The sequence below is a fragment of the Methylobacterium sp. J-001 genome (genome assembly GCF_022829565.1).
Classification (GTDB): domain Bacteria; phylum Pseudomonadota; class Alphaproteobacteria; order Rhizobiales; family Beijerinckiaceae; genus Methylobacterium.
In genome coordinates this window covers 1-18,636 of record NZ_JAKSYN010000071.1, presented here as the reverse complement: position 1 = coordinate 18,636, position 18,636 = coordinate 1, and the positions used below count along the sequence as shown (strand labels likewise).

Here is an 18,636-nt window from a genome sequence, read left to right as displayed (position 1 = left end):
TCCCGGTCCTTCGCGCGCGCGTACAAGGCGCCCCATGTCAGAGCGGCAGGCCGTCTTCACCATCATCCGGGGCGTCCCGTTCCTGCCAGCGCTCGCCGAGGCGCTGCTGTCCGGCCGGCTGGTCGGGCCGGTGGCGGAGGATCCGCTGGCGCTCGCCGCGGTCACGATCTACCTGCCGACCCGGCGGGCGGCGCGGGCGCTGGGCGCGATCCTGGCCGAACGGCTCGGTCAGCGGGCCCACGACCGGGGCGCCTCCGGCCACGCGGCCCTGCTGCCGCGGATGATCCCCCTGGGCGAGGCCGACGAGGCGGAGCTCGACCTCGCGTCCGAGCCGCTGCTCGAGGACAACGATCCCCTCAGCACGCCGATGCCGCCGCTGGAGCGCCGGCTGATCCTCGCCCGCCTCGTCCAGGCCTGGGCGAAGTCGGTCGATCGCACCCTGCTGCCTTTGGACGCCGAGGTGCCGTTCCTGGTGCCGTCCTCGCCCGCCGACGCGGTCGGGCTCGCGGGCGATCTCGAGCGGCTGATGGATGCGCTCACCGTCGAGGGCCTGCCCTGGTCTGAGATCGGCGCCGCCGTGGAGGCCGAGTATTCGCGCTATTTCGGCCTGACCCTGGATTTCGTGAAGATCGCTGCCGAGAATTGGCCGAAGCTCCTGGCCGAGCGTGGCCTGTCCGACCCGGTCGCCCGTGCCCGGGGCCTCGTCCTCGCCGAGGGCCAGCGCCTGGCCCGGACGGTGCCGACGGATCCGGTGATCGTCGCCGGTTCGCTCGGCTCGGTGCCGGCCACCGCGCGGCTGATCGCGGCCGTGGCGAAGCTGCCCCGGGGTGCCGTCATCCTGCCCGGCCTGGATCTCGACCTCGACGAGGCCGGCTGGTCCGGCATCGACACCGGCGAGGGGTTTTCCCGGGTGATCGCGCACGGGCATCCCCAGGCGGTGCTGCACCGGCTGCTCGGACCGGACAACCTGGCTTTGCCGCGCGCGGACGTCGTCGCGCTGGGCGAGCCCGATGCCGGGCAGGCGGCCCGGGCCGCGCTGCTGTCGCAGGCCCTGCGTCCGGCCGACACCACCGACGCCTGGGCCGATCTCGACCCGGGCCAGCGGGACGCGATCGCCGAGGCCGGCCTCGACGGGCTGGCCCTGGTCGAGGCCGCCGACGAGCGGGAGGAGGCCCTGGTCGCGGCGCTGGCGCTGCGTGAAACCCTTCAGGTGCCCGGTGCCACCGCAGCCCTGGTCACGCCGGATCGCGGGCTCGCCGGGCGGGTCGCGGTGGAATTGCTGCGCTGGGGCATCGTCGCCGAGGATTCGGCCGGGCTGGCGCTGGCCGGAAGCCCGGCGGGCCGGCTCGCCCGGCTCACCGCGGAGCTGGCCGCCGACCTCGCCCGCAACCAGGCTGACGCGATCCCGGCCCGGCTGATCGCGCTGCTTTCGCATCCGATGGTCCGCCTGGGCTTACCCCGGCCCGACGTGGTGCGCGGCGCGGCCGCTCTGGAGATCGGGCTGCTGCGCGGCCCCGTCCCGGCCCCGGGTTTTTCCGGCCTGCGGACTGCGCTCGCCGCCGAGCGGGTCGGGCCCCTGGAGCGCCGGCCCCGGGCCAAGCGCCGCCTGAAGGACATCGACTGGGACCTCGCCGCGGATCTGCTCGCCCGGCTGGAGCAGGTCTTCGCCGACTTCCCGGGCCCGGATGGGGCGGGCGACTGCGATCTCGTCGCAACCGCTGCCCTGCACCGCGCCGCCTGCGACTGGCTGCTCGCCGGCCCGGAGGACGCCCCGGAGGAGGCCGCGGACGGCTCCCTGTCCTGCCTCGACGCCCTGTTCGACGATCTTGAGATGGCCGAGCCCGGGCTGATGCCGGGTCAGTTCACCGATTACGCGACCTTCTTCACGTCGCTCGCCCGGGAGCGCCTGGTCGGCTGCTCCGGCGATGCGCCGCATCCGCGGCTGCGCATCCTCGGCCTTCTGGAGGCGCGGCTGCTATCCGTGGACCGGGTCGTGCTCGGCGGGCTCGACGAGGGTGTCTGGCCGGTGCGGACCCTGACCGACGCGTTCCTCAACCGGCCGATGCGCGAGCGAGTCGGCCTCAACCCGCCCGAGCGCCGGATCGGCCAGATGGCGCACGACTTCGTGCAGGCGCTGGGCTGCCGCGATGCGGTGATCACCCGGGCGCTCAAACGCGACGGTTCGCCGACGGTGCCGTCGCGGCTCATCCAGCGCCTGCGTGCCCTGTCCGGCGATGCCCATTGGGAGGCGGTGCTGGCGGCCGGACGGCGCTTCACCGGTCTGGCCGCCCGCCTCGACGCCGCAACGCCCGAGAAGCGGCTGAAGCGCCCGGCGCCGAAGCCGGACCCGGCCCTGTTTCCGCGCTCGCTCAGCGTCACCGAGATCGAGACGCTGGTGCGCGACCCCTACAGCATCTTCGCCCGCCACGTGCTCGGGCTCGATCCCCTGGAGCCGCTGGCCGCGGTGCCGAGCGTCGCCACCCGCGGCTCCCTGGTGCACGACATCTTTGCGGAGTTCGCCCAAGCCCATCCGGAGGGCCTGACGCAGCGGCCAGGGGAAGCCCTCTCTGCCATCGCCATCAACGCGTTCGGCGAGATCGCCGACACCTATCCGAACCTCTACGCCGAGTGGTGGTCGCGCTACGAGCGCATGGCCGCCGCCTATCTCGAATGGGAGGCGCAGCGCCGGCCGGTCTTGCGCCGCATCCACCCGGAGGTCTCCGGGCGCTGGGTGATCCCCCTGGGCCGCGAGAGCTTTACCCTGCGCGCCCGGGCCGACCGGATCGAGCTGCGCCCGGACGGCAGCGCCTGCATCGTCGATTACAAGACCGGCACGCCGCCCTCGGCCAAGATGATCTTCTCGGGGTTCTCGCCGCAGCTCACCTTGGAAGCCGCGATGCTGATGCATGGCGCCTTCGACGGCCTACCCTCGGTGAAGACCACGCCGGACCTGCTCTACGTCCACGCCTCGGGCGGGCGGAAGCCGTTCGTCCCGACCCCGGTGAAGCCGCCGCGCGGCGAGGAGCGCAGCGTCGAGGCGATCGTGGCCGAGCACGCCACCCGCCTGAAGGGACTGGTGGCCCGCTTCCTCACCGGCGAGGCCGCCTACACGGCCCGGCCCTACCCGCAATATGCCAGCCAGTACGGGGCGTACGATCACTTGGCGCGGGTGCTGGAATGGTCGCTCGGCGGGGAGGAGGGTGGCGAGTAGCGGCGTTCCTGCCGACACCGATCCATCCTACCCCCGGCCCTCATCCTGAGGTGGCGCAGCGAAGCGGAGGCCTCGAAGGAGCCCTCCAGCCGGCCGCGCGATCCCTGGAGGCCTCCTTCGAGGCGGCTGCGCCGCACCTCAGGATGAGGGGGTGGGTGAGAGATGACGGGGCGGGGGAGGGGCTCCGTCCCCAAGTCTTAGAAGCAAGTCTCAGAAGAACGCCTGCAACCCGGTCTGCGCGCGGCCCAGGATCAGCGCGTGGACGTCGTGCGTGCCCTCGTAGGTGTTGACCGTCTCGAGGTTCTGGGCGTGGCGCATCACGTGGTACTCGCCCATGATGCCGTTGCCGCCGTGCATGTCGCGGGCGGTGCGGGCGATGTCGAGGGCCTTGCCGCAATTGTTGCGCTTGATCAGCGAGATCATCTCGGGCGCCATCTTGCCCTCGTCCATCAGCCGGCCGACCCGCAGCGAGGCCTGGAGGCCCAGCGTGATCTCGGTCTGCATGTCGGCGAGCTTCTTCTGCACCAATTGCGTCTGGGCGAGGGGCCGGCCGAACTGCTTGCGCTCCAGGGTGTAGTTGCGCGCCCGGTGCCAGCAATCCTCGGCGGCGCCCATGGCGCCCCAGGAGATGCCGTAGCGCGCCCGGTTGAGGCAGCCGAACGGACCCTTCAGCCCGGAAACGTTGGGGAGCAGCGCGTCCTCGCCGACCTCGACGTCCTCCATGACGATCTCGCCGGTGGTGGAGGCGCGTAAAGACAACTTGCCCTTCAGGGTCGGGGCCGAGAGGCCCTTCATGCCCTTCTCGAGGACGAAGCCGCGGATCGCGCCCTCATGCGCGTCGGACTTCGCCCAGACCACGAACACGTCCGCGAAGGGGGCGTTCGAGATCCACATCTTGGCGCCCGAGATCCGGTAGCCGCCGTCGATCTTCTCCGCCTTGGTCTTCATGCCCGCCGGGTCCGAGCCGGCATCGGGCTCGGTGAGGCCGAAGCAGCCGATCCATTCGCCCGAGGCGAGCTTCGGCAGGAACTTCTGGCGCTGCGCCTCCGAGCCGTAGGCGTGGATCGGGTACATGACGAGGGAGGATTGCACGCTCATCATCGAGCGATAGCCGGAATCGACGGCCTCGACGGCCCGCGCCACGAGTCCGTAGGCGACGTAGGAGGCGCCGGCGCAGCCGTATTCCTCGGGCAGGGTCACACCGAGCAGGCCGAGTTCGCCCATTTTCCGGAACAGGCCGGGATCGGTTTTCTCCTCGGCATAGGCCTCGACGATGCCCGGCAGGAGCTGCTCCTGCGCGAAGCTCTGGGCCACATCGCGGATCGCCCGCTCGTCCTCGGTGAGCTGGTCGTCCAGCAGGAACGGGTCCTCCCAGACGAAGCGGGCGGAGGCCGGGGCTGACGGGGAGGCGCTGCCCGGGGGGCGCATCGGAGCGTTCATGGGATTTCCTCGCCTGCAGGGTGTGGCGGGCTTCGGCCCCGCGCTTGGCGTCAACCTAGCCCCACATGGCCTGCGGTCCAACGCGCCCGGTGACGCTGGGCTCCGAGCGTCACGCCCGGCCGAGCAGCATCAGCCAGCCGAGAGTCGTCAGCGGGGCCAGCAGGGTCGAGACCAGCACGGAGGCCGCGACCATCCCGGTCTCGGTCCGGTAGCGGGCGGCGAGCAGGTAGGCGTTGATCCCCACCGGCATGGCGGCGAACAGGGTGGCGACGCCCGCATAGGCGGTGGGCATCCTGAAGACGTGGAAGGCGAGCAGCCAGACCGCCAGCGGGTGCAGCAGGTTCTTCAGGCAGGCGATCACCAGAGCGCCCTTGAGATCGAACAGCACCCGGTAGCGCTTGAGCCCGGCGCCGAGCGCCACCAGCGCGCAGGTCGAGGCGGTGCCCGCAAAGGCGTCGATCAGGGATTTGGCGATCCCCGTCGGGGTGATGGCGAGGCCCTTCATCGCCATGCCGATGAGCAGGGCCACGAAGATCGGGTTCTTGAGCAGCACCAGGGCGAGGCCGCGGAGGCGGGCCAGGACCGGCAGGCCGGAATCGGATTCGATCAGGAAGGTGGCGCAGCCCATCATCAGCGGCAGATGCACCGCGAGCAGCATGAACAGCGGGAAGGCGCCGTCCTCGCCATAAGCCTGGAGGATCATCGGCACGCCGACGAACACGGTGTTCGATTGGCTCGCCGCGAAGCCATGCAGGATCGCGCCGCGCCGCTCGATCCCGGCCCGCCGCCGGGCGATCAACGTGCCCACGAACCAGGACAGTCCGGCGCCGCCGAAATACGAGATCCAGTAGCTCCAGGCGACCTCGCCGGTCATCCCCGGCCGGGTCAGCGTGGCGATGATCAGGGCCGGTACCGCGACCGCGAAGACGTATTCCGACAGGCCGTCGCTGACCTTGTCGGACAGGAGCCCGGTGAGCGCCGCGCCCCAGCCGATCAGGACGATCCCGAAGATCGGGGCGATGATGGCGAGGGCGTTCACGGATCCGGCGGGGCTCTGGGCGGGAAGGCCCGCGCATAGCATATCGAAGCCGGCCTAGGTGCCCCGGGACGGGTCCCGGGGGCGGGATTCCGGCCTACTTGTTCTCCAGAACTTCCATCGGGTTCGTGCGCTGGCTGGCGGGCGGCTCCTTCGTCAGGTTGGCGCCGCCTTCGTGTTGCACCTTGACGTCCTTGGGCGAGCCCGGGCCGCCGACCGCCGTACCACCCTGGTCGGACTGAGTCGGCACGGAACCGGAGGCCAGCTCCAGGCAGGTCACCATCTCGACATAGGAGGGGAAGCCGCCCGCCTTGAACTGGTTCTCGCATTGGCGCTTGGCCGCCGGGGTGTAGCTGCCCCAGCGGCTCTCCGCCTCGCGCTTGGCCTCCCGCTCGGACCGGAGGCAGCCATCGTAATTGGCCTTGTCGCTGATCGACGTGTTGGCGACCTGCGCCGACTTGCAGGTTTTCTCCACGTCGAGATCCGGCACGGTGTCGGCCCGGACGGGGCCGGACGCGAGGGCCAGAGCGAGGAGCGCGAGCGTCCCCGGGACGTGGGCGCGGAAGGGAACGGGCATGGTCGTGAGGCTCGCGGTCTGTGGCGGTGGTCGCCGACGGATTTGCCGGCACAACGCGCAAGCACGGCCTTCGGCACCACACCCGTGATCATCAATCCCCGTGCGCACCCCGGAGGGCCTGGTCGAGGTCGTCGTAGAGGTCGTCGGTATCCTCGATCCCGGTGGAGAGGCGCAGCAGGTCCGTCGGGCACGGGCTGCCCGGGCCCTCTACCGAGGCCCGGTGCTCGATCAGGCTTTCGACGCCGCCCAGCGAGGTCGCGCGCTTCCACAGCCGCACCCGCGCCGCCGTGGCGATCGCCCCGGCCTCGCCGCCCGCCACCCGGATCGACAGCATGTAGCCGAAGCCGTCCTGCATCTGCCGGCGCGCCACGGCGTGGCCGGGATCGTCGGGCAGGCCGGGATACAGGACATGGCGCACCTGCCTGTGCCCGCTCAGGCGCTCGGCGAGCCGCAGGGCGCCAGCCGATTGCGCCGCCGCCCGCAGGTGCAGGGTCCGGAGCGAGCGCATCAGCAGATAGGCCTCGAACGGCCCGAGGATCCCACCGCTGCCGGCCCGGATTCCGCGGATCCGCTCCCAGAACGCATCCGCCTTGGCGCCCGCGAGCACACCCGCCACCACGTCGGAATGGCCGTTCAGGATCTTGGTGCCCGAATGCATCACGATGTCGGCGCCGAGTTCGAGCGGACGGGTGTGGACCGGCGAGGCGGCGGTGGAATCCACTGCCAGCCGCGCGCCGGCCGCGTGGGCGATCTCGGCCGCGGCCGCGATGTCGATCACAGTCCAGAGCGGGTTGCCCGGGGTCTCGATCCAGACGAGCTTGGTCCGACCCGGTTCGATCGCCGCGCGCAGGGCGTCGGTGTCGTCGGTGTCCACGAAGGTCAGGGTCAGCCCACGGCGGGGCGCCTCCTCGCGCAGCCAGCGCTTGAGCGCCCAGTACATCACGGTGCCGGCGACGACGTGGTCGCCCGGCTCCAGGGCGCCGAACACGGCGGTCGCCGCCGCCATGCCGGACCCGAACAGCAGGGCGCCGGCCTGCGCGCCCTCCAGCATCGCCAGGACGGCCTCGGCCTCGCGCACCGTGGCGTTGTCGGGTCGGGCATAGCAGTAGCCCGAGCTGTAGCCGTTGTCGGGATCGCGGATGAAGGTGGTGGAGAGATGCAGCGGCATCACCACTGCGCGGGTCTCGGGCTCGATCCGGCCCAGGGCCTGCGCGGCGAGGCTTCGGCGGGAGAACCCGGTCGGCGTATCGTTGCCGGTATCCGTATCCCGGTGAGGCGCGTTAGGGTCTGACATCTGGCGATTCCGGCGGATGGAACCAGGCGCGTGCCACGGCGCACGGGCCCCTGCAACCTGCGCCTCAACCCCGGATCCTCTTACCCGAAGGCCGGCATCCATCTTTCGGGAGGATGCTTGAGCGGAGAACGACCGACGATGCTTGCTGCGACACAAGTCCCCGTAGGTCCGGCCCTGCCACGCTGGCTACGCTTGGCGGCCGCGATCGTGCCGGTGATGATCACCGCTTCGATCGGGTCGGCCGCGACCCAGGCCGAGATCCCGGGCTGGTATGCCGGCCTGAACAAGCCATTCTTCAACCCGCCGAACTGGGTTTTCCCGGTGGCCTGGACCCTGCTCTACACGATGATCGCCGTCGCGCTGTGGCGGCTGCTCGGTGTCATGCCGCGCACCGGGCCGAGCCGCGAGGGCTGGTGGCTGGCGCTCGCGGCGTTCCTGGTCCAGCTGGCGCTGAACGCCGCCTGGACGCCGGTCTTCTTCACCGCCCACGCGATCGGCGCCGGGCTGATCGTGGTGGCGATGTTGCTGGTCATGGTGCTGTGGACGATCCGCCTGTCCTGGCGGTTCGACCGGGCCGCGGCCTGGCTACTCGTGCCCTACGCCGCCTGGGTGGCCTTCGCGACCCTGCTCAACGCCGCGATCCTGCGGCTGAATTGATGAGGGCGCTCAATGCGGGCCCATGGTCAGCGCCACGATGGCGCCGACGACCACGATCGTCTGAAAACCGATCGCCGACAGCACCCATTTCAGAATTTCGTATTTCGTGTCGGCGATCTCGGTTCTGAGGTCGGATCTCACCAAACCGATCTCAGCCTTCAAATCGGACCGAGTACGTGCGATCTCGGAACTGAGATCGACCTTCGTCACCAGCGTCGACAGGTCGGCTTCCCGAGCATCACGCAAGACACCGGTCATAGCCTCAGCCTGGACGTCCGAAAAACCGGCCGCCTGAAGCTTCCGTGCGATTGCCAGCGTGTCGAGGGAGACGAGGCTCATGGAATCGACGATGGCACGCGGGGAGCGCGTTTGTCGTCGATCCGCTCTCGATCTCGAAGCCGCCCTCAGCTCCCGTCGCTCGTCGTCTCGTCGCCCGCCGGTTTGCCGTCGCCGCGGGCACGGTGGAGCATGAAGATCGCCAGCACCATCGTGAGGATCAGGCCTGCCAGGACGCCGAGTTCGATCATCGAGGCGTTGAACAGGGCCTGTTTCTCCGGCGACCAGTCCTTGGCGTGGGTGATCTCGGAGGATTGCAGGGTGATCACCAGCACCCGCCGGATCGAGGCGATCAGGCCGACGATCAGGAACGGCTCGCAGGTCAGCTTGCCGGACCGCATCGAGACCCGCACCGTATGCAGGATCTCGATCAGCATCAGCAGGAACAGCAGCCGATCAATCACCTCGAGGATCTTGTCGGCGCCCCCGAGCGCCCGCAGGGCGTCCCAGGTCAGCCCGGCGGCGTCGATCAGCGCCACGAAGGCCGTGACCGCCAGAAGCAGGCCCAGCGCCGCATAGATCGCGTGCTCGGTGTGCAGGAAGATCCCGCTGGCGATCCGCGTCAGGCGTCCCTGCTGTTCGTCGTCCTGGTCGTCCATTGCGCTGCATCCCCCGGTGAAGCCGTGGCGAAGGTAGAGCATCGTTCGTGATGCGGGATCCGGATCGATGCTCGAAGCTTTATAGGTGAGTCGATTTCTGTCGAAGCCCGGTCATCCACGGGCCGACGATCCTGCGGAACCTGTCGACTCAACCGATCCCATCCTCGACCTCCGGATGAGGGGGCGCATGGGATCGCGGTCGATCGGAACCGTCACGGTACCGCGATCACGCGGTCAACCCGATTCTCAGTGGAAGAACGGCAGTGCGTGCGGCGCCAGATAGCCGAAGCCGAGCAGGGCCGCCCCTGCCAGTCCCAGGAAACCGCCGGCGAAGACCAGGATGGCGATGCCGGTAATGACCTCGGCCGAGGCCAGCACGATGCCGATCTGGAAGGCGGCCGAAGCCAGCTCGTAATGATGGTAGCGCAGCAACGACAGGTCGCGCCGCTCTTCAGAGGCCCGCGCCTTCGCGGTCAGCTCCTTGCGGCCCTCGCCGGTGGCGGGCTCGGATTCCCAGCGCGCCAGGGTCTTGGCCCACTCGGCGCGCTTGGCCGCGATCGCGTCCTGGTTCGGGCCGGGCGGCACCAGGGCCAGCGCCTCGTCGGCGGTCTTGAGCACCGTCGAGCGGATCGTGCGCGCCTGGAAATAGGCCCATTGGTTGGCGGCCTCGACGTTCGAGCCGATCGAATCCGTCTGGGCGGCCTTGCCCAGGGTCTCGCTGAAGGCGAGGAACAAAGCCAGGACCGAGATCAGCAGCGCCACGCGCTTGTTCGAGCCCTCGATCGCCCCGTGACCACCCGACATCGTTTCCCGCTTCCCCGTTGATTCGTCGGGCGCGACTCACAGCCCATCGCGGCCCGGCGCGCAATGCCGCGTCGCCCGTCCGCTGCTTATTCCGCCGCAATCCTGGGCGGCGTCGAGCGGCCGTCATTGGCCGGATGCGCCGGCTGGCCGTAGCCCGGCTCGTCCTCCGGGTCGTCGCGCTCGCCCACGAAGCGGCCGAACAGCCGGCCGAGCAGGCGCGAGAGATCGTCCATCAGCACGAAGATCGCCGGCACGAAGACCAGCGACAGCACGGTCGAGACGATCAGCCCGCCGATCACCGCCACCGCCATGGGCGCGCGGAATTCGCCGCCGATCCCGTACGCCAGCGCCGAGGGCACCATGCCGGCGGCCATCGCGATGGTGGTCATCACGATCGGCCGGGCGCGCTTGCGGCCGGCATCGACGATGGCGGTGGTGCGGTCGACGCCGGCATGGATCTGCTCGACGGCGAAGTCGACCAGCATGATCGCGTTCTTGGTGACCACGCCCATCAGCATCAGGATGCCGATCACCACCGGCATCGAGATCGGCATGTGGCAGATCAGAAGCGCCAGGATCGCGCCGCCGATGGAGAGCGGCAGCGAGAACAGGATGGTGAGCGGCTGGAGGAAGTTGCCGAACAGCAGGATCAGCACGCCGAACACCATCATCAGGCCGGCGCCCATGGCCAACGCGAAGCCCTCGAACACCTCGCCCATCACCTCGGCGTCGCCGGTCTGGCTGATCGTGACCCCGGGCGGCAGGTTCTTGGCGGTGGGCAGGTTCATCACCTGCTTGATCAGCTCGGCCAACGCGTCGGTACCTTGCATGTCGCCCTCGATGGCGACGCGCACGGCGCGGTCGTAGCGGTCGATGCCGGTGGGGCCCTGGCCGAGGCTGATATCGGCCACCGTCGCCAGCGGGACCGCGGCGCCGCCCTTCACCGGGACCTTCAGGGTCTCGAGCTCGGAGAGCCGGCCGCGCAGGCTCTCGGGCAGCTGCACCCGGATCGGCACCTGCCGGTCGGCGGCGTTGAACTTGGCGAGGTTCATGCCGATGTCGCCGATGGTCCCGACCCGCACGGTCTCGGCGATCGTGTCGGTGGAGACGCCGAGATCGGCCGCCACGCCGGCTTTCGGCCGGATGCGGATCTCGGTCCGGTCGAGCGGGGCCGTCGACATGACGTTGACGAGGTGCGGGATCTGCGCCGCCTCGCGCTGCAGCTTGACGGCGACATCCGCCACCACGGCCTTGTCGGGGCCGGCGATGATCAGCGCCATGTCGCGCTGGCCGCTCTCGCGCAGGGCCCAGAACCGGATATCGGGCTCCTCGCGCAGGATCGCGGCGACTTCGGCGTCAACCTGCTTCTGGGTGCGCGCGCGGGTGTTCTTCGGCGTGAGGTTGATGGTCAGCGTCGCGAGCCGCACCTCCTTCTTGCCGGGCAATTGCCGGCCGCCATCCACGAACATGCTCTTCACCTCGGGCAGCGCCCGAATCTTCTGCTCGATCGCGTCGCTGAGCTTGATCGTGTCCGGCAGCCGGGCGCCCGGGGGCAGCTCCAGCACGAACAGGGTGCGGGCCTGGTCCTCCGCCGGAAGGAAGCCCGCGGGCAGCAGGCCCGTGGAGGCGATCGACGCGGCAAAGCAGGCGATGCCGAGGATCAGGGTGATGAACTTGTGCCGCACCGACCAGGCCACCAGCCGGGTGTAGCCGCGCATCACGATCCCGTCCGTGGTGTGGTCGGGGCCGTGGTCGCGCAGGAAATAGGCGGCGAGCAGCGGCGTGATCAGCCGCGCCACCAGCAGCGACATGAACACCGCCGCCGCGATGGTCAGGCCGAACTGCTTGAAATACTGGCCGGCGATGCCGCCCATGAACGAGACCGGCGAGAAGATCGCGATGATCGTCGCCGTGATGGCGATGACCGCGAGCCCGATCTCGTCGGCCGCCTCCAGCGACGCGCGGTAGGGCGATTTCCCCATCCGCATGTGCCGGACGATGTTCTCGATCTCCACGATCGCGTCGTCCACCAGGATGCCGGTGACCAGCGTGATCGCCAGCAGGCTCACGGCGTTGAGCGAGAAGCCGAGTGCGCTCATCACCCAGAAGGTCGGCAGCACCGAGAGCGGCAGCGCCACCGCGGCGATCAGCGTCGCGCGCCAGTCGCGCAGGAACAGCAGCACCACGATGACCGCCAGCGCCGCGCCCTCGATCAGGCCCATCATCGCCGAGTGGTAGTTGCCGATCGTGTTGACGACGCTGGTGTCGATCAGGTCGAAGCGCACGTCCGGGTTGGCCGCGTGCAGCGCCGCGATCTTCTTCGCGACACCCACCGAGACGTCGGCGTCGCTGGCGCCGCTGGCCCGGGAGACCGCGAAGGCCACCACCGGCTCGCCGTTGAAGCGCGCGAAGGTGCGCGGCTCCTCGGCGGTGTCCGACAGGGTCGCCAGCTCGTCGAGGCGGACCTTGCGGTTGCCCGGCACCACGATCGAGGTCTTGGCGAGCGTATCGAGGCTCGCCGAGGCGGCGAGCGCCCGGATCGATTGCTCCTGGCCGCCGACCTCGCCGCGCCCGCCGGCCATGTCGGCCGAGGTCAGGCGCAATTGCCGGTTCACGTCCGCCGCGGTGATCCCGAGCGCCAGCAGCCGGTCGGGCTTGAGCGTGACCCGGATCTCCCGGGCGACGCCGCCCAGGCGCTCGACGCCGCCGACGCCCTTCACGCTCTGCAGGCCCCGGGCGACCACGTCGTCCACGAACCACGACAGATCCTCGGGCGTCATGGCGGGCGCGGAGGCGCCGTAGACCATGATCGGCAGGCCGGCGATCTCGACCCGGGAAACGATCGGCTCGTCGATGGTGCGCGGCAGGTTCTGGCGGATCTTGGCGATGGCGTCCTTGACGTCGTTGGTCGCCCGATCCTGGTTCACCTCCAGGCGGAACTCAATCGTCGTGGTCGAGATGCCCTCGGTGATGGTCGAGAGGATGTGCTTGACGCCCTTCACCCCGGCGACCGAATCCTCGACCCACTTCGTCACCTGGGTCTGCAACTCGGCCGGCGCCGCGCCCGACTGGGTGATCGTCACCGACACGATCGGGATGTCGATGTTCGGGAAGCGGGTGATCGGCAGGGCGCGGAAGCTCACCAGCCCGAGGATCATCAGGACCAGGAACAGCACCACCGAGGGCAGCGGCTTCCGGATCGCCCAGGCGGAGACGTTGAGGCGCATGGCAGGATCCTTCGACTCAGTCCTACCGCGGGGCCGCGTCGGCCATTGGGGCGCTGACGGGCGCGCTCATGGGCGTGCCCGCCGGCGCGGAGACGGCCCGCACCCGGTCGCCGTCGCGCAGGAAGCTGCCCGCCCGCACCACGACGGTCTCGCCGGCCGCGACGCCCGAGCGGAGTTCCGTATAGCCATCGGACGACAGGCCCGAGGTCACCGTACGCGCCTCGACGCGCCCGTCCTTGGCGACCAGGACGCTGGCCCGGCCGTCCGCCGCGTAGAGCAGGCTGGAAACCGGGACTGCGATGCCCTCGCGGCGCGCCACCTCGACGGTGCCGCGGGCGAAGGCACCGATGCGCAGGGCCGGATCGTCGGTGAGGCGGATGCGGACCTTTCCGAGCCGGGTCGCCCGGTCGACCTCCGGATAGACCCGGCGGACCTTGCCGCGGAGCTGGCGGCCGTCGTCGAGATCGAGGATTGCCGGGTCGCCCACCGTGATGCGGGCGAGCGAGGTCTCGGGCACCTCGCCCTCCAGCTCGATCTCACCGCGGGCGATCAGGCGGAACAGCGGCTCCCCCGCCGCCGTGACCGAGGCGCCGACCCGGGCTGTGCGCCGGTTGACGATGCCGGCCTCCGGCGCGCGAATGTCGGTGCGGGCGCGCCGCAGGGCGATCTCCGAACCGGCCGCCCGCGCGGTGGCGAGGTCGGCCTGGGCCGATTGCAGGCCGCCCTTGGCTGACGCCAGACGGCCTTCGGCGCCCTGCGCCGCCGAGACGCGCTGCTCCAGCACGGCCGCGGTGGCGTTGCCGGTCTTGGCCAGCGACTGGGCGCGCTCCAGCGACTGCTTGGCCTCGATACTGGCGGCCTCCGCCTGGACGATCTGGCTCCGGGCCTGGACGATCGCCGCCTCGGCCCGGGCGACCGCGGCGACGTTCGAGGCCTCCTGGGTGACGATCATCTCCTGGGACAGCCGTGCGAGCACCTGACCCTTGGTGACCCGGTCCCCCTCCTCGACCAAAAGCTCGGTGATGCGCAGGCCCTCGACCTCCGGAGCGACCAGGATCTCGTCCCGGGGGACCAGGGTGCCGGTGACGACCGCGCGCTCCACGATCTCGCGGCGCTGGGCCGGGACGACGGTGACGGCCGGGGCGATGGCGGCGGCATCGGGAACGGCGGCCGTTTCCACGGCCCGGGCCGGCGCCGCGGCCAGAAGCGCGATCCCGCATAGGAGGGAGAGGCGGGACGCGCGCCCGGACAGGATCTGCAAAACGGAAGCCTCGCTGGCGGCTCGATACTGGTTCTACCTCTCCGTCGCTGGGTAGATCGGCGTTTTCATGGCGCGGGCCCACGCGACGAGGAGAGGATAGCGGCTCGTGCCGGTCCCGTCCCTGGACGGTGAGCCGCAGGTCGGGTGTAGGTCAAAAGAGTTTCGGATGACGACCTTCGACCTGCAACCGACTGCGGGAGACGCGGTTATTAGATCGCAGGTCTTCACGACACCGGGGAGGGTTCTATGAGCATCTTTCAGATCAAGCAGGTGAAAAGCGGCGCCGTGGTCTGGACCGGTGCAGCGGACGACGAGCAGACGGCGCTCGACGCCATGGCCCGCGAGGCCGGCTATCGGGATTTCTCCGCCCTGCCGGACACGATTCGCGCCAACGGGCTCGAGGCGGCCAAGCTGGACCTGATTTCTTAAGTCAGCCGACGACGAGCCGCCCCATCCCGGCGTCCGTCCGCGCGGACGGGCGCCGTTTTCGTGCTCGGTCGGCGAGGCTCAAGGCGCAGGCTGAAGGTTCTTGAGAGCGTCGTTCAGCCAGCGCCACACCGTTCGATCGACGGCGATGGGAAAGTCCTTGCCCAGGACGCCCAGGAGCTCTCGGTATCGACCAAGGCGCCCGCCATTCCGCTCGTATTGCGTGACATGCCAATCCCGGAATGCCGAATCTGGCATGCGTCCGAGGGCGCGGGCCGACTCGGCAAGCCAAGTGCGCGCGAGGGCCTGGGCTTCGGGACTCCGCGGCGACAGATGTCTCGCGATCGCGTTGGCTGCATTCTCGTAGGCTATCCGCGAGGCCGTCCGGTAGGCGTCGGGATCCAGCGCGTCCGTCCAGAACGCCTTGGTCCCCTCCTGCACCTCGCGGACGAAGGTCGGATCCGCCAGAAGCCGCGAAAGCTCATCCCAGGCGGTGATCTGGTCCGGCGTGGGATCCTCTGGCAGTTCCGGCACGGTCATGGCGAGGAGCTGCCGCCGCCGGGGCGCATCAAGCGCCGTGCCCGCCGCGATGGCGTCGACGAATTGCTCCGCCAGAGCCTTCATCTGCTGATTGCTCAAGTTGCTCATGGTCCAAATCCTCCTCAGATCACCATCGGCAGGGTTTGGGATGCGAAGCGTGGCACGGAGGATCGTAGCCACTCGGTGCTTGGCCGCGATCTCGGCTTCAAGGATCTCCAGGCGCGTTCGCAGCACGTCGTGCAGCGACGGGCGACGTGCCAGCAACCGCCCGATCATATCGAGCCCGACCCCCGCCTCGCGCAGTGCTTGGATGAGGTCGAGCTTGGCGACATCCGCGTCGGTGTAGACCCGGTAGTTCGACGCGGATCGCAGGGTCGGCGGTAGCAGGCCCCTGTCTGAGTAGAACCGGATCCGCCGCACCGGTTGCCCGGAGAGGCGCGCCAGATCACCGATCGTGTACGTCTTCGCTCCCATGGCGACTCGATTACGGGTTCCACCACATGGAGGGTCAAGCCTGGTGCGCGCGGCTCTGGATCGTAAGGCGCGGCGCCAGAAGACTGTGACGGCCCTCTCCATCATTGCGAGCGCAGCGAAGCAACCCAGCGACACGCCATGGTCTGGGATCGCCCGCCACCCTGGCTCGCTTCGCTGCGCTCGCGATGACGGGTGGAGGAGTCGTTTCAGCGACTCGGTTGGAAACGGCCGCGCCTCAAGCGCGTCCGATCTGCCGGACCAGCGCCTCGATCGTCGCCGCGCAATCCGGGATCGCGCTCGGCCGGTGCAGTGCGGCGATCACCGACGGGTCGAGGGCGAGGCCGGCCTGGACCAGCCCGGGCCAGGCCCTGGCGCTGGGCCAGCCCGGATGGACCACTGCCGCGCCAAGCCTCTGCAGGGCCTCGGCCTTCTCGGTCTGCTCGCCATAGGCCCGCTCCTCCGGCAGGCACAGGAAGCGCTTGCCCTGCCCGGCGGCCAGCGCCACGAGGCCGTCGCCGCCGCCCCCGACCAGCAAGGCCGCCCGGGCGATCCGCGCCTCGACGTCGTCGACCCAGCCGTGCAGGTGCAGGTTTTCGGGGACTTCGCCGGAGCCGGATACGGGACCGAGGACGTGCCAGGACCGGTCTGGCACGGCGCGGGCCGCGCCGGCGAGGTCGGCGACATCGCCTCCCGCGCCGCCGCGGCCGAACACCACGACGATATCGTCGCCCGCCTCACCGGCCTTTTGGGCCGGCGCACCGAGGAACCCGGCATAGTGCGTCTTGGCGCGGACCCAATCGGGCACGTTGGCGCCGTCGAGGGCTTCGGGGAAGGGCGCGAGCAGGCGGGTGGCGCTGCGGAAGGCTTCGCAATGGGGACGGTCCGTCCGGGTGCCGGCGAGGCGCACGACCAGGGTCGGGACCGACAGGAGCCGCGCCAACAGGACGATCTCCACCGAGACGTCGACCACGATGAGGGCCGGCTCCGTCCGGGCGACCCATTCGGCGATGCGCGTCATCCGCGCACGCACGCCGGGATGGTTCAGGGGCGCGTAGTGGAACGCCTCGGGCCGTTCCGCCTCGCCGTCCCGTCCGTCGAACGCCGATCCGCCGAGCGGCCGGTCGTCGGGGAGGTCGAGCACGTCCAGGCCAGATGTCGCAATGTTCGGCGTGTCGAGCGCCGCCAGGGTGCCGATCAGCGTGCACGGCCGGGGCAGGGCGGCGGCGACCGCATGGGCGCGCTGGAGATGGCCCGCGCCCTGGTGGTGGACGTACCAGCCGATCCCGCGGGTCACGCCGCGTCCCGCAGAGACAGGGCGAGGGCGTCGAGGTCGGCGAGCGCCCGGTCGAGGGGGCATTCCCGGGCCGGTGCAGAACGCGATTCGAGGATGCGGTCGGCCCGCTCCACGAAGGCGATGTCGTTGATGCAGGCCTCCAAGGCCGCGCATGCGTCGGCGTCGAGCCCGAGCCGGGCGCAAGCCTCGCCCCGGGCCGATCCGGTCGCGTGGAAGGCCCGGCGCAGGGCGGCGCGGCGCAGGATCAGCGCCTGCCAATGGGCCGCCTCGGGCAGGAGATAGGGTTCGCCGGCCAGCACCCGGGCGCGGCGCGCCATCTCGGTGGCCATGCCGCCCGAGACCCGGCCCTGATGGCGGGCCGAGACCATCACGCGCACGTCCGGGCAATGGCGCAGGCGGGCGCCGCTCTCCCGAAGCAGGCCGACGAGGGCGTTGTCCTCCCCGCAGGGCAGGGGGGGCAACCCGCCGACCGCGCGGTAGAGCGCCACCGGGACGGCGAGGCTCGCGCCGGTATGGTCGCCGTGGCGCGGGGCGGGGTCGTGCGGCGGCGGGTCGAGGATGTCCTCCAGGCGGCGAACGCCGGCCCAGTACCGCTCGATCCGCGCGTGCAACGCGCCGAGGCGCGGGTCCGCGGCACCGTCATCGTCGATCACCAGGCGGCCGCCGACCACATCCGCGCCGTGCAGGGCCCGGAGATTCGCCGCGACCCAGTCGGCCGGAAAGCGCGCATCGGCATCGGTGGTGAGCAGGATCCCGCTCGGACCGACCTCGGCGTCGAGCCAGTCGGCGCCGGCATCGAGCGCCATGCGGCGGGCGGTGCCGACATGGGCCGCGGCGCCGTCCAGCGCCGCCTCGATCACCCGCAGCGTCAGGCTCGCCAGCGCGCCCGATGCCTCCTGGGCGTGGACCGCCGCGACCGTGCCGTCGGTGCAGTTGTTGGCGATCACCACCACCCGCAGCGGCGCCTCGGCCGAGAAACCCTCCTGCCGGGCCAGGGTGGCGAGCAGGATCGGCAGCCGCTCCGCCTCGTTGCGCGCGGGGATGCAGACGACGCAGGGCCGAGCGATCGGGGCTGCGGTTGCGAGGGGCATAGCGGTTTTCCCAACCTTGTCGGCGCGAACTCTCGAAACGTAGCGCTCTCATCACTTCCGTGCGGGTGCCCGGGTTCACGAACCGAAGTCCGGATCGTCCCCCGCTGAAAGAGATGACGCTTCAAAGCCTACACGCGCTTTCCCTCCCCCCTCCTGCGGAGGAGGGTGGGCTGGCCGATAGGCCGGGGCGGGAGACGGGAACCCGGCTCCGGGACTGGGCTCTATCGCCATGACGGGCAAAGCCGTCTTCTCCACCGTCGCCCTCCTCTCCGGACCCCGTTCGGGGTCCATCCTCCTCCGCATCGGGGGGAGGTAGAGCCGCAGTCCTGCCTGTGTGTGCTGTGACCCCGCAGTGTGGATCCGCACACC

At 70.4% G+C, this 18,636-nt stretch carries 15 protein-coding genes; 3 read left to right on the top strand and 12 right to left on the bottom strand.

The window, feature by feature from the left end:
- Positions 1–34: 34 nt before the first annotated feature.
- Complete coding sequence (gene addB / locus MKK65_RS07795) at positions 35–3,211, top strand: double-strand break repair protein AddB (protein WP_243956835.1); 3,177 nt, start codon at positions 35–37, stop codon at positions 3,209–3,211.
- Between the two features lie 210 nt (positions 3,212–3,421).
- On the opposite strand, the gene MKK65_RS07790 is transcribed toward addB, so the two are convergent.
- The 4 genes from MKK65_RS07790 to MKK65_RS07775 all read right to left on the bottom strand — a co-directional run bounded on the left by MKK65_RS07790 (position 3,422) and on the right by MKK65_RS07775 (position 7,558).
- Positions 3,422–4,651 carry an acyl-CoA dehydrogenase gene (locus MKK65_RS07790; protein ID WP_243956833.1) on the bottom strand — a complete coding sequence of 410 codons (1,230 nt, stop codon included), beginning with the start codon at positions 4,649–4,651 and terminating at the stop codon, positions 3,422–3,424.
- 109 nt (positions 4,652–4,760) lie between these two features.
- Positions 4,761–5,690: an AEC family transporter gene (locus tag MKK65_RS07785; protein ID WP_243956831.1), complete on the bottom strand. Its 930-nt coding sequence runs from the start codon at positions 5,688–5,690 to the stop codon at positions 4,761–4,763.
- A gap of 94 nt (positions 5,691–5,784) precedes the next feature.
- Positions 5,785–6,264 (bottom strand): hypothetical protein, encoded by a 480-nt coding sequence (locus MKK65_RS07780; RefSeq protein ID WP_243956830.1) that lies wholly within the window; start codon positions 6,262–6,264, stop codon positions 5,785–5,787.
- A gap of 91 nt (positions 6,265–6,355) precedes the next feature.
- Complete coding sequence (locus MKK65_RS07775; protein WP_243956829.1) at positions 6,356–7,558, bottom strand: trans-sulfuration enzyme family protein; 1,203 nt, start codon at positions 7,556–7,558, stop codon at positions 6,356–6,358.
- A 138-nt stretch (positions 7,559–7,696) separates the two neighbouring features.
- Between MKK65_RS07775 and MKK65_RS07770 the strand changes: the two genes are divergently transcribed.
- The gene (locus tag MKK65_RS07770; protein WP_058193975.1) at positions 7,697–8,215 is read left to right on the top strand and encodes a TspO/MBR family protein; all 519 of its coding nucleotides are present in this window, start codon (positions 7,697–7,699) and stop codon (positions 8,213–8,215) included.
- 9 nt (positions 8,216–8,224) lie between these two features.
- On the opposite strand, the gene MKK65_RS07765 is transcribed toward MKK65_RS07770, so the two are convergent.
- The 5 genes from MKK65_RS07765 to MKK65_RS07745 all read right to left on the bottom strand — a co-directional run bounded on the left by MKK65_RS07765 (position 8,225) and on the right by MKK65_RS07745 (position 14,442).
- The gene (locus tag MKK65_RS07765; protein WP_243956828.1) at positions 8,225–8,554 is read right to left on the bottom strand and encodes a CCDC90 family protein; all 330 of its coding nucleotides are present in this window, start codon (positions 8,552–8,554) and stop codon (positions 8,225–8,227) included.
- Positions 8,555–8,619: 65 nt separating this feature from the next.
- A complete protein-coding gene (locus MKK65_RS07760) occupies positions 8,620–9,150 on the bottom strand; it encodes a phosphate-starvation-inducible PsiE family protein (RefSeq protein ID WP_243956827.1) in 531 nt (176 codons plus the stop codon).
- A gap of 246 nt (positions 9,151–9,396) precedes the next feature.
- Positions 9,397–9,954, bottom strand: a complete 558-nt coding sequence (locus MKK65_RS07755; RefSeq protein WP_243956826.1) for a DUF4337 domain-containing protein — start codon at positions 9,952–9,954, stop codon at positions 9,397–9,399.
- Positions 9,955–10,040: 86 nt separating this feature from the next.
- Positions 10,041–13,181, bottom strand: a complete 3,141-nt coding sequence (locus MKK65_RS07750; RefSeq protein WP_243956825.1) for an efflux RND transporter permease subunit — start codon at positions 13,179–13,181, stop codon at positions 10,041–10,043.
- A gap of 22 nt (positions 13,182–13,203) precedes the next feature.
- Positions 13,204–14,442 carry an efflux RND transporter periplasmic adaptor subunit gene (locus MKK65_RS07745; protein WP_243956824.1) on the bottom strand — a complete coding sequence of 413 codons (1,239 nt, stop codon included), beginning with the start codon at positions 14,440–14,442 and terminating at the stop codon, positions 13,204–13,206.
- 246 nt (positions 14,443–14,688) lie between these two features.
- Between MKK65_RS07745 and MKK65_RS07740 the strand changes: the two genes are divergently transcribed.
- The gene (locus tag MKK65_RS07740; protein WP_058193970.1) at positions 14,689–14,871 is read left to right on the top strand and encodes a hypothetical protein; all 183 of its coding nucleotides are present in this window, start codon (positions 14,689–14,691) and stop codon (positions 14,869–14,871) included.
- 78 nt (positions 14,872–14,949) lie between these two features.
- Here the strand turns inward: MKK65_RS07740 and MKK65_RS07735 are convergent, their stop codons facing one another.
- The 3 genes from MKK65_RS07735 to MKK65_RS07725 form a co-directional block, all read right to left on the bottom strand.
- On the bottom strand, positions 14,950–15,882 hold the full coding sequence (locus MKK65_RS07735) for a MerR family transcriptional regulator (RefSeq protein WP_243956823.1): 933 nt from the start codon (positions 15,880–15,882) through the stop codon (positions 14,950–14,952).
- Positions 15,883–16,117: 235 nt separating this feature from the next.
- Positions 16,118–17,176 carry a glycosyltransferase gene (locus MKK65_RS07730; RefSeq protein WP_243956822.1) on the bottom strand — a complete coding sequence of 353 codons (1,059 nt, stop codon included), beginning with the start codon at positions 17,174–17,176 and terminating at the stop codon, positions 16,118–16,120.
- Complete coding sequence (locus tag MKK65_RS07725; RefSeq protein ID WP_243956820.1) at positions 17,173–18,267, bottom strand: glycosyltransferase; 1,095 nt, start codon at positions 18,265–18,267, stop codon at positions 17,173–17,175. The genes MKK65_RS07730 and MKK65_RS07725 overlap by 4 nt, the downstream gene beginning before the upstream one ends.
- Positions 18,268–18,636 lie beyond the last annotated feature (369 nt).

Bases quoted from the DNA above. Each gene is read 5' to 3' on its own strand.
- addB (WP_243956835.1), top strand. From the start codon at position 35: ATGTCAGAGCGGCAGGCCGTCTTCACCATCATCCGGGGCGTCCCGTTC.
- MKK65_RS07790 (WP_243956833.1), bottom strand. From the start codon at position 4,651: ATGAACGCTCCGATGCGCCCCCCGGGCAGCGCCTCCCCGTCAGCCCCG.
- MKK65_RS07780 (WP_243956830.1), bottom strand. From the start codon at position 6,264: ATGCCCGTTCCCTTCCGCGCCCACGTCCCGGGGACGCTCGCGCTCCTC.
- MKK65_RS07775 (WP_243956829.1), bottom strand. From the start codon at position 7,558: ATGTCAGACCCTAACGCGCCTCACCGGGATACGGATACCGGCAACGAT.
- MKK65_RS07770 (WP_058193975.1), top strand. From the start codon at position 7,697: ATGCTTGCTGCGACACAAGTCCCCGTAGGTCCGGCCCTGCCACGCTGG.
- MKK65_RS07765 (WP_243956828.1), bottom strand. From the start codon at position 8,554: ATGAGCCTCGTCTCCCTCGACACGCTGGCAATCGCACGGAAGCTTCAG.
- MKK65_RS07760 (WP_243956827.1), bottom strand. From the start codon at position 9,150: ATGGACGACCAGGACGACGAACAGCAGGGACGCCTGACGCGGATCGCC.
- MKK65_RS07755 (WP_243956826.1), bottom strand. From the start codon at position 9,954: ATGTCGGGTGGTCACGGGGCGATCGAGGGCTCGAACAAGCGCGTGGCG.
- MKK65_RS07750 (WP_243956825.1), bottom strand. From the start codon at position 13,181: ATGCGCCTCAACGTCTCCGCCTGGGCGATCCGGAAGCCGCTGCCCTCG.
- MKK65_RS07740 (WP_058193970.1), top strand. From the start codon at position 14,689: ATGAGCATCTTTCAGATCAAGCAGGTGAAAAGCGGCGCCGTGGTCTGG.
- MKK65_RS07735 (WP_243956823.1), bottom strand. From the start codon at position 15,882: ATGGGAGCGAAGACGTACACGATCGGTGATCTGGCGCGCCTCTCCGGG.
- MKK65_RS07725 (WP_243956820.1), bottom strand. From the start codon at position 18,267: ATGCCCCTCGCAACCGCAGCCCCGATCGCTCGGCCCTGCGTCGTCTGC.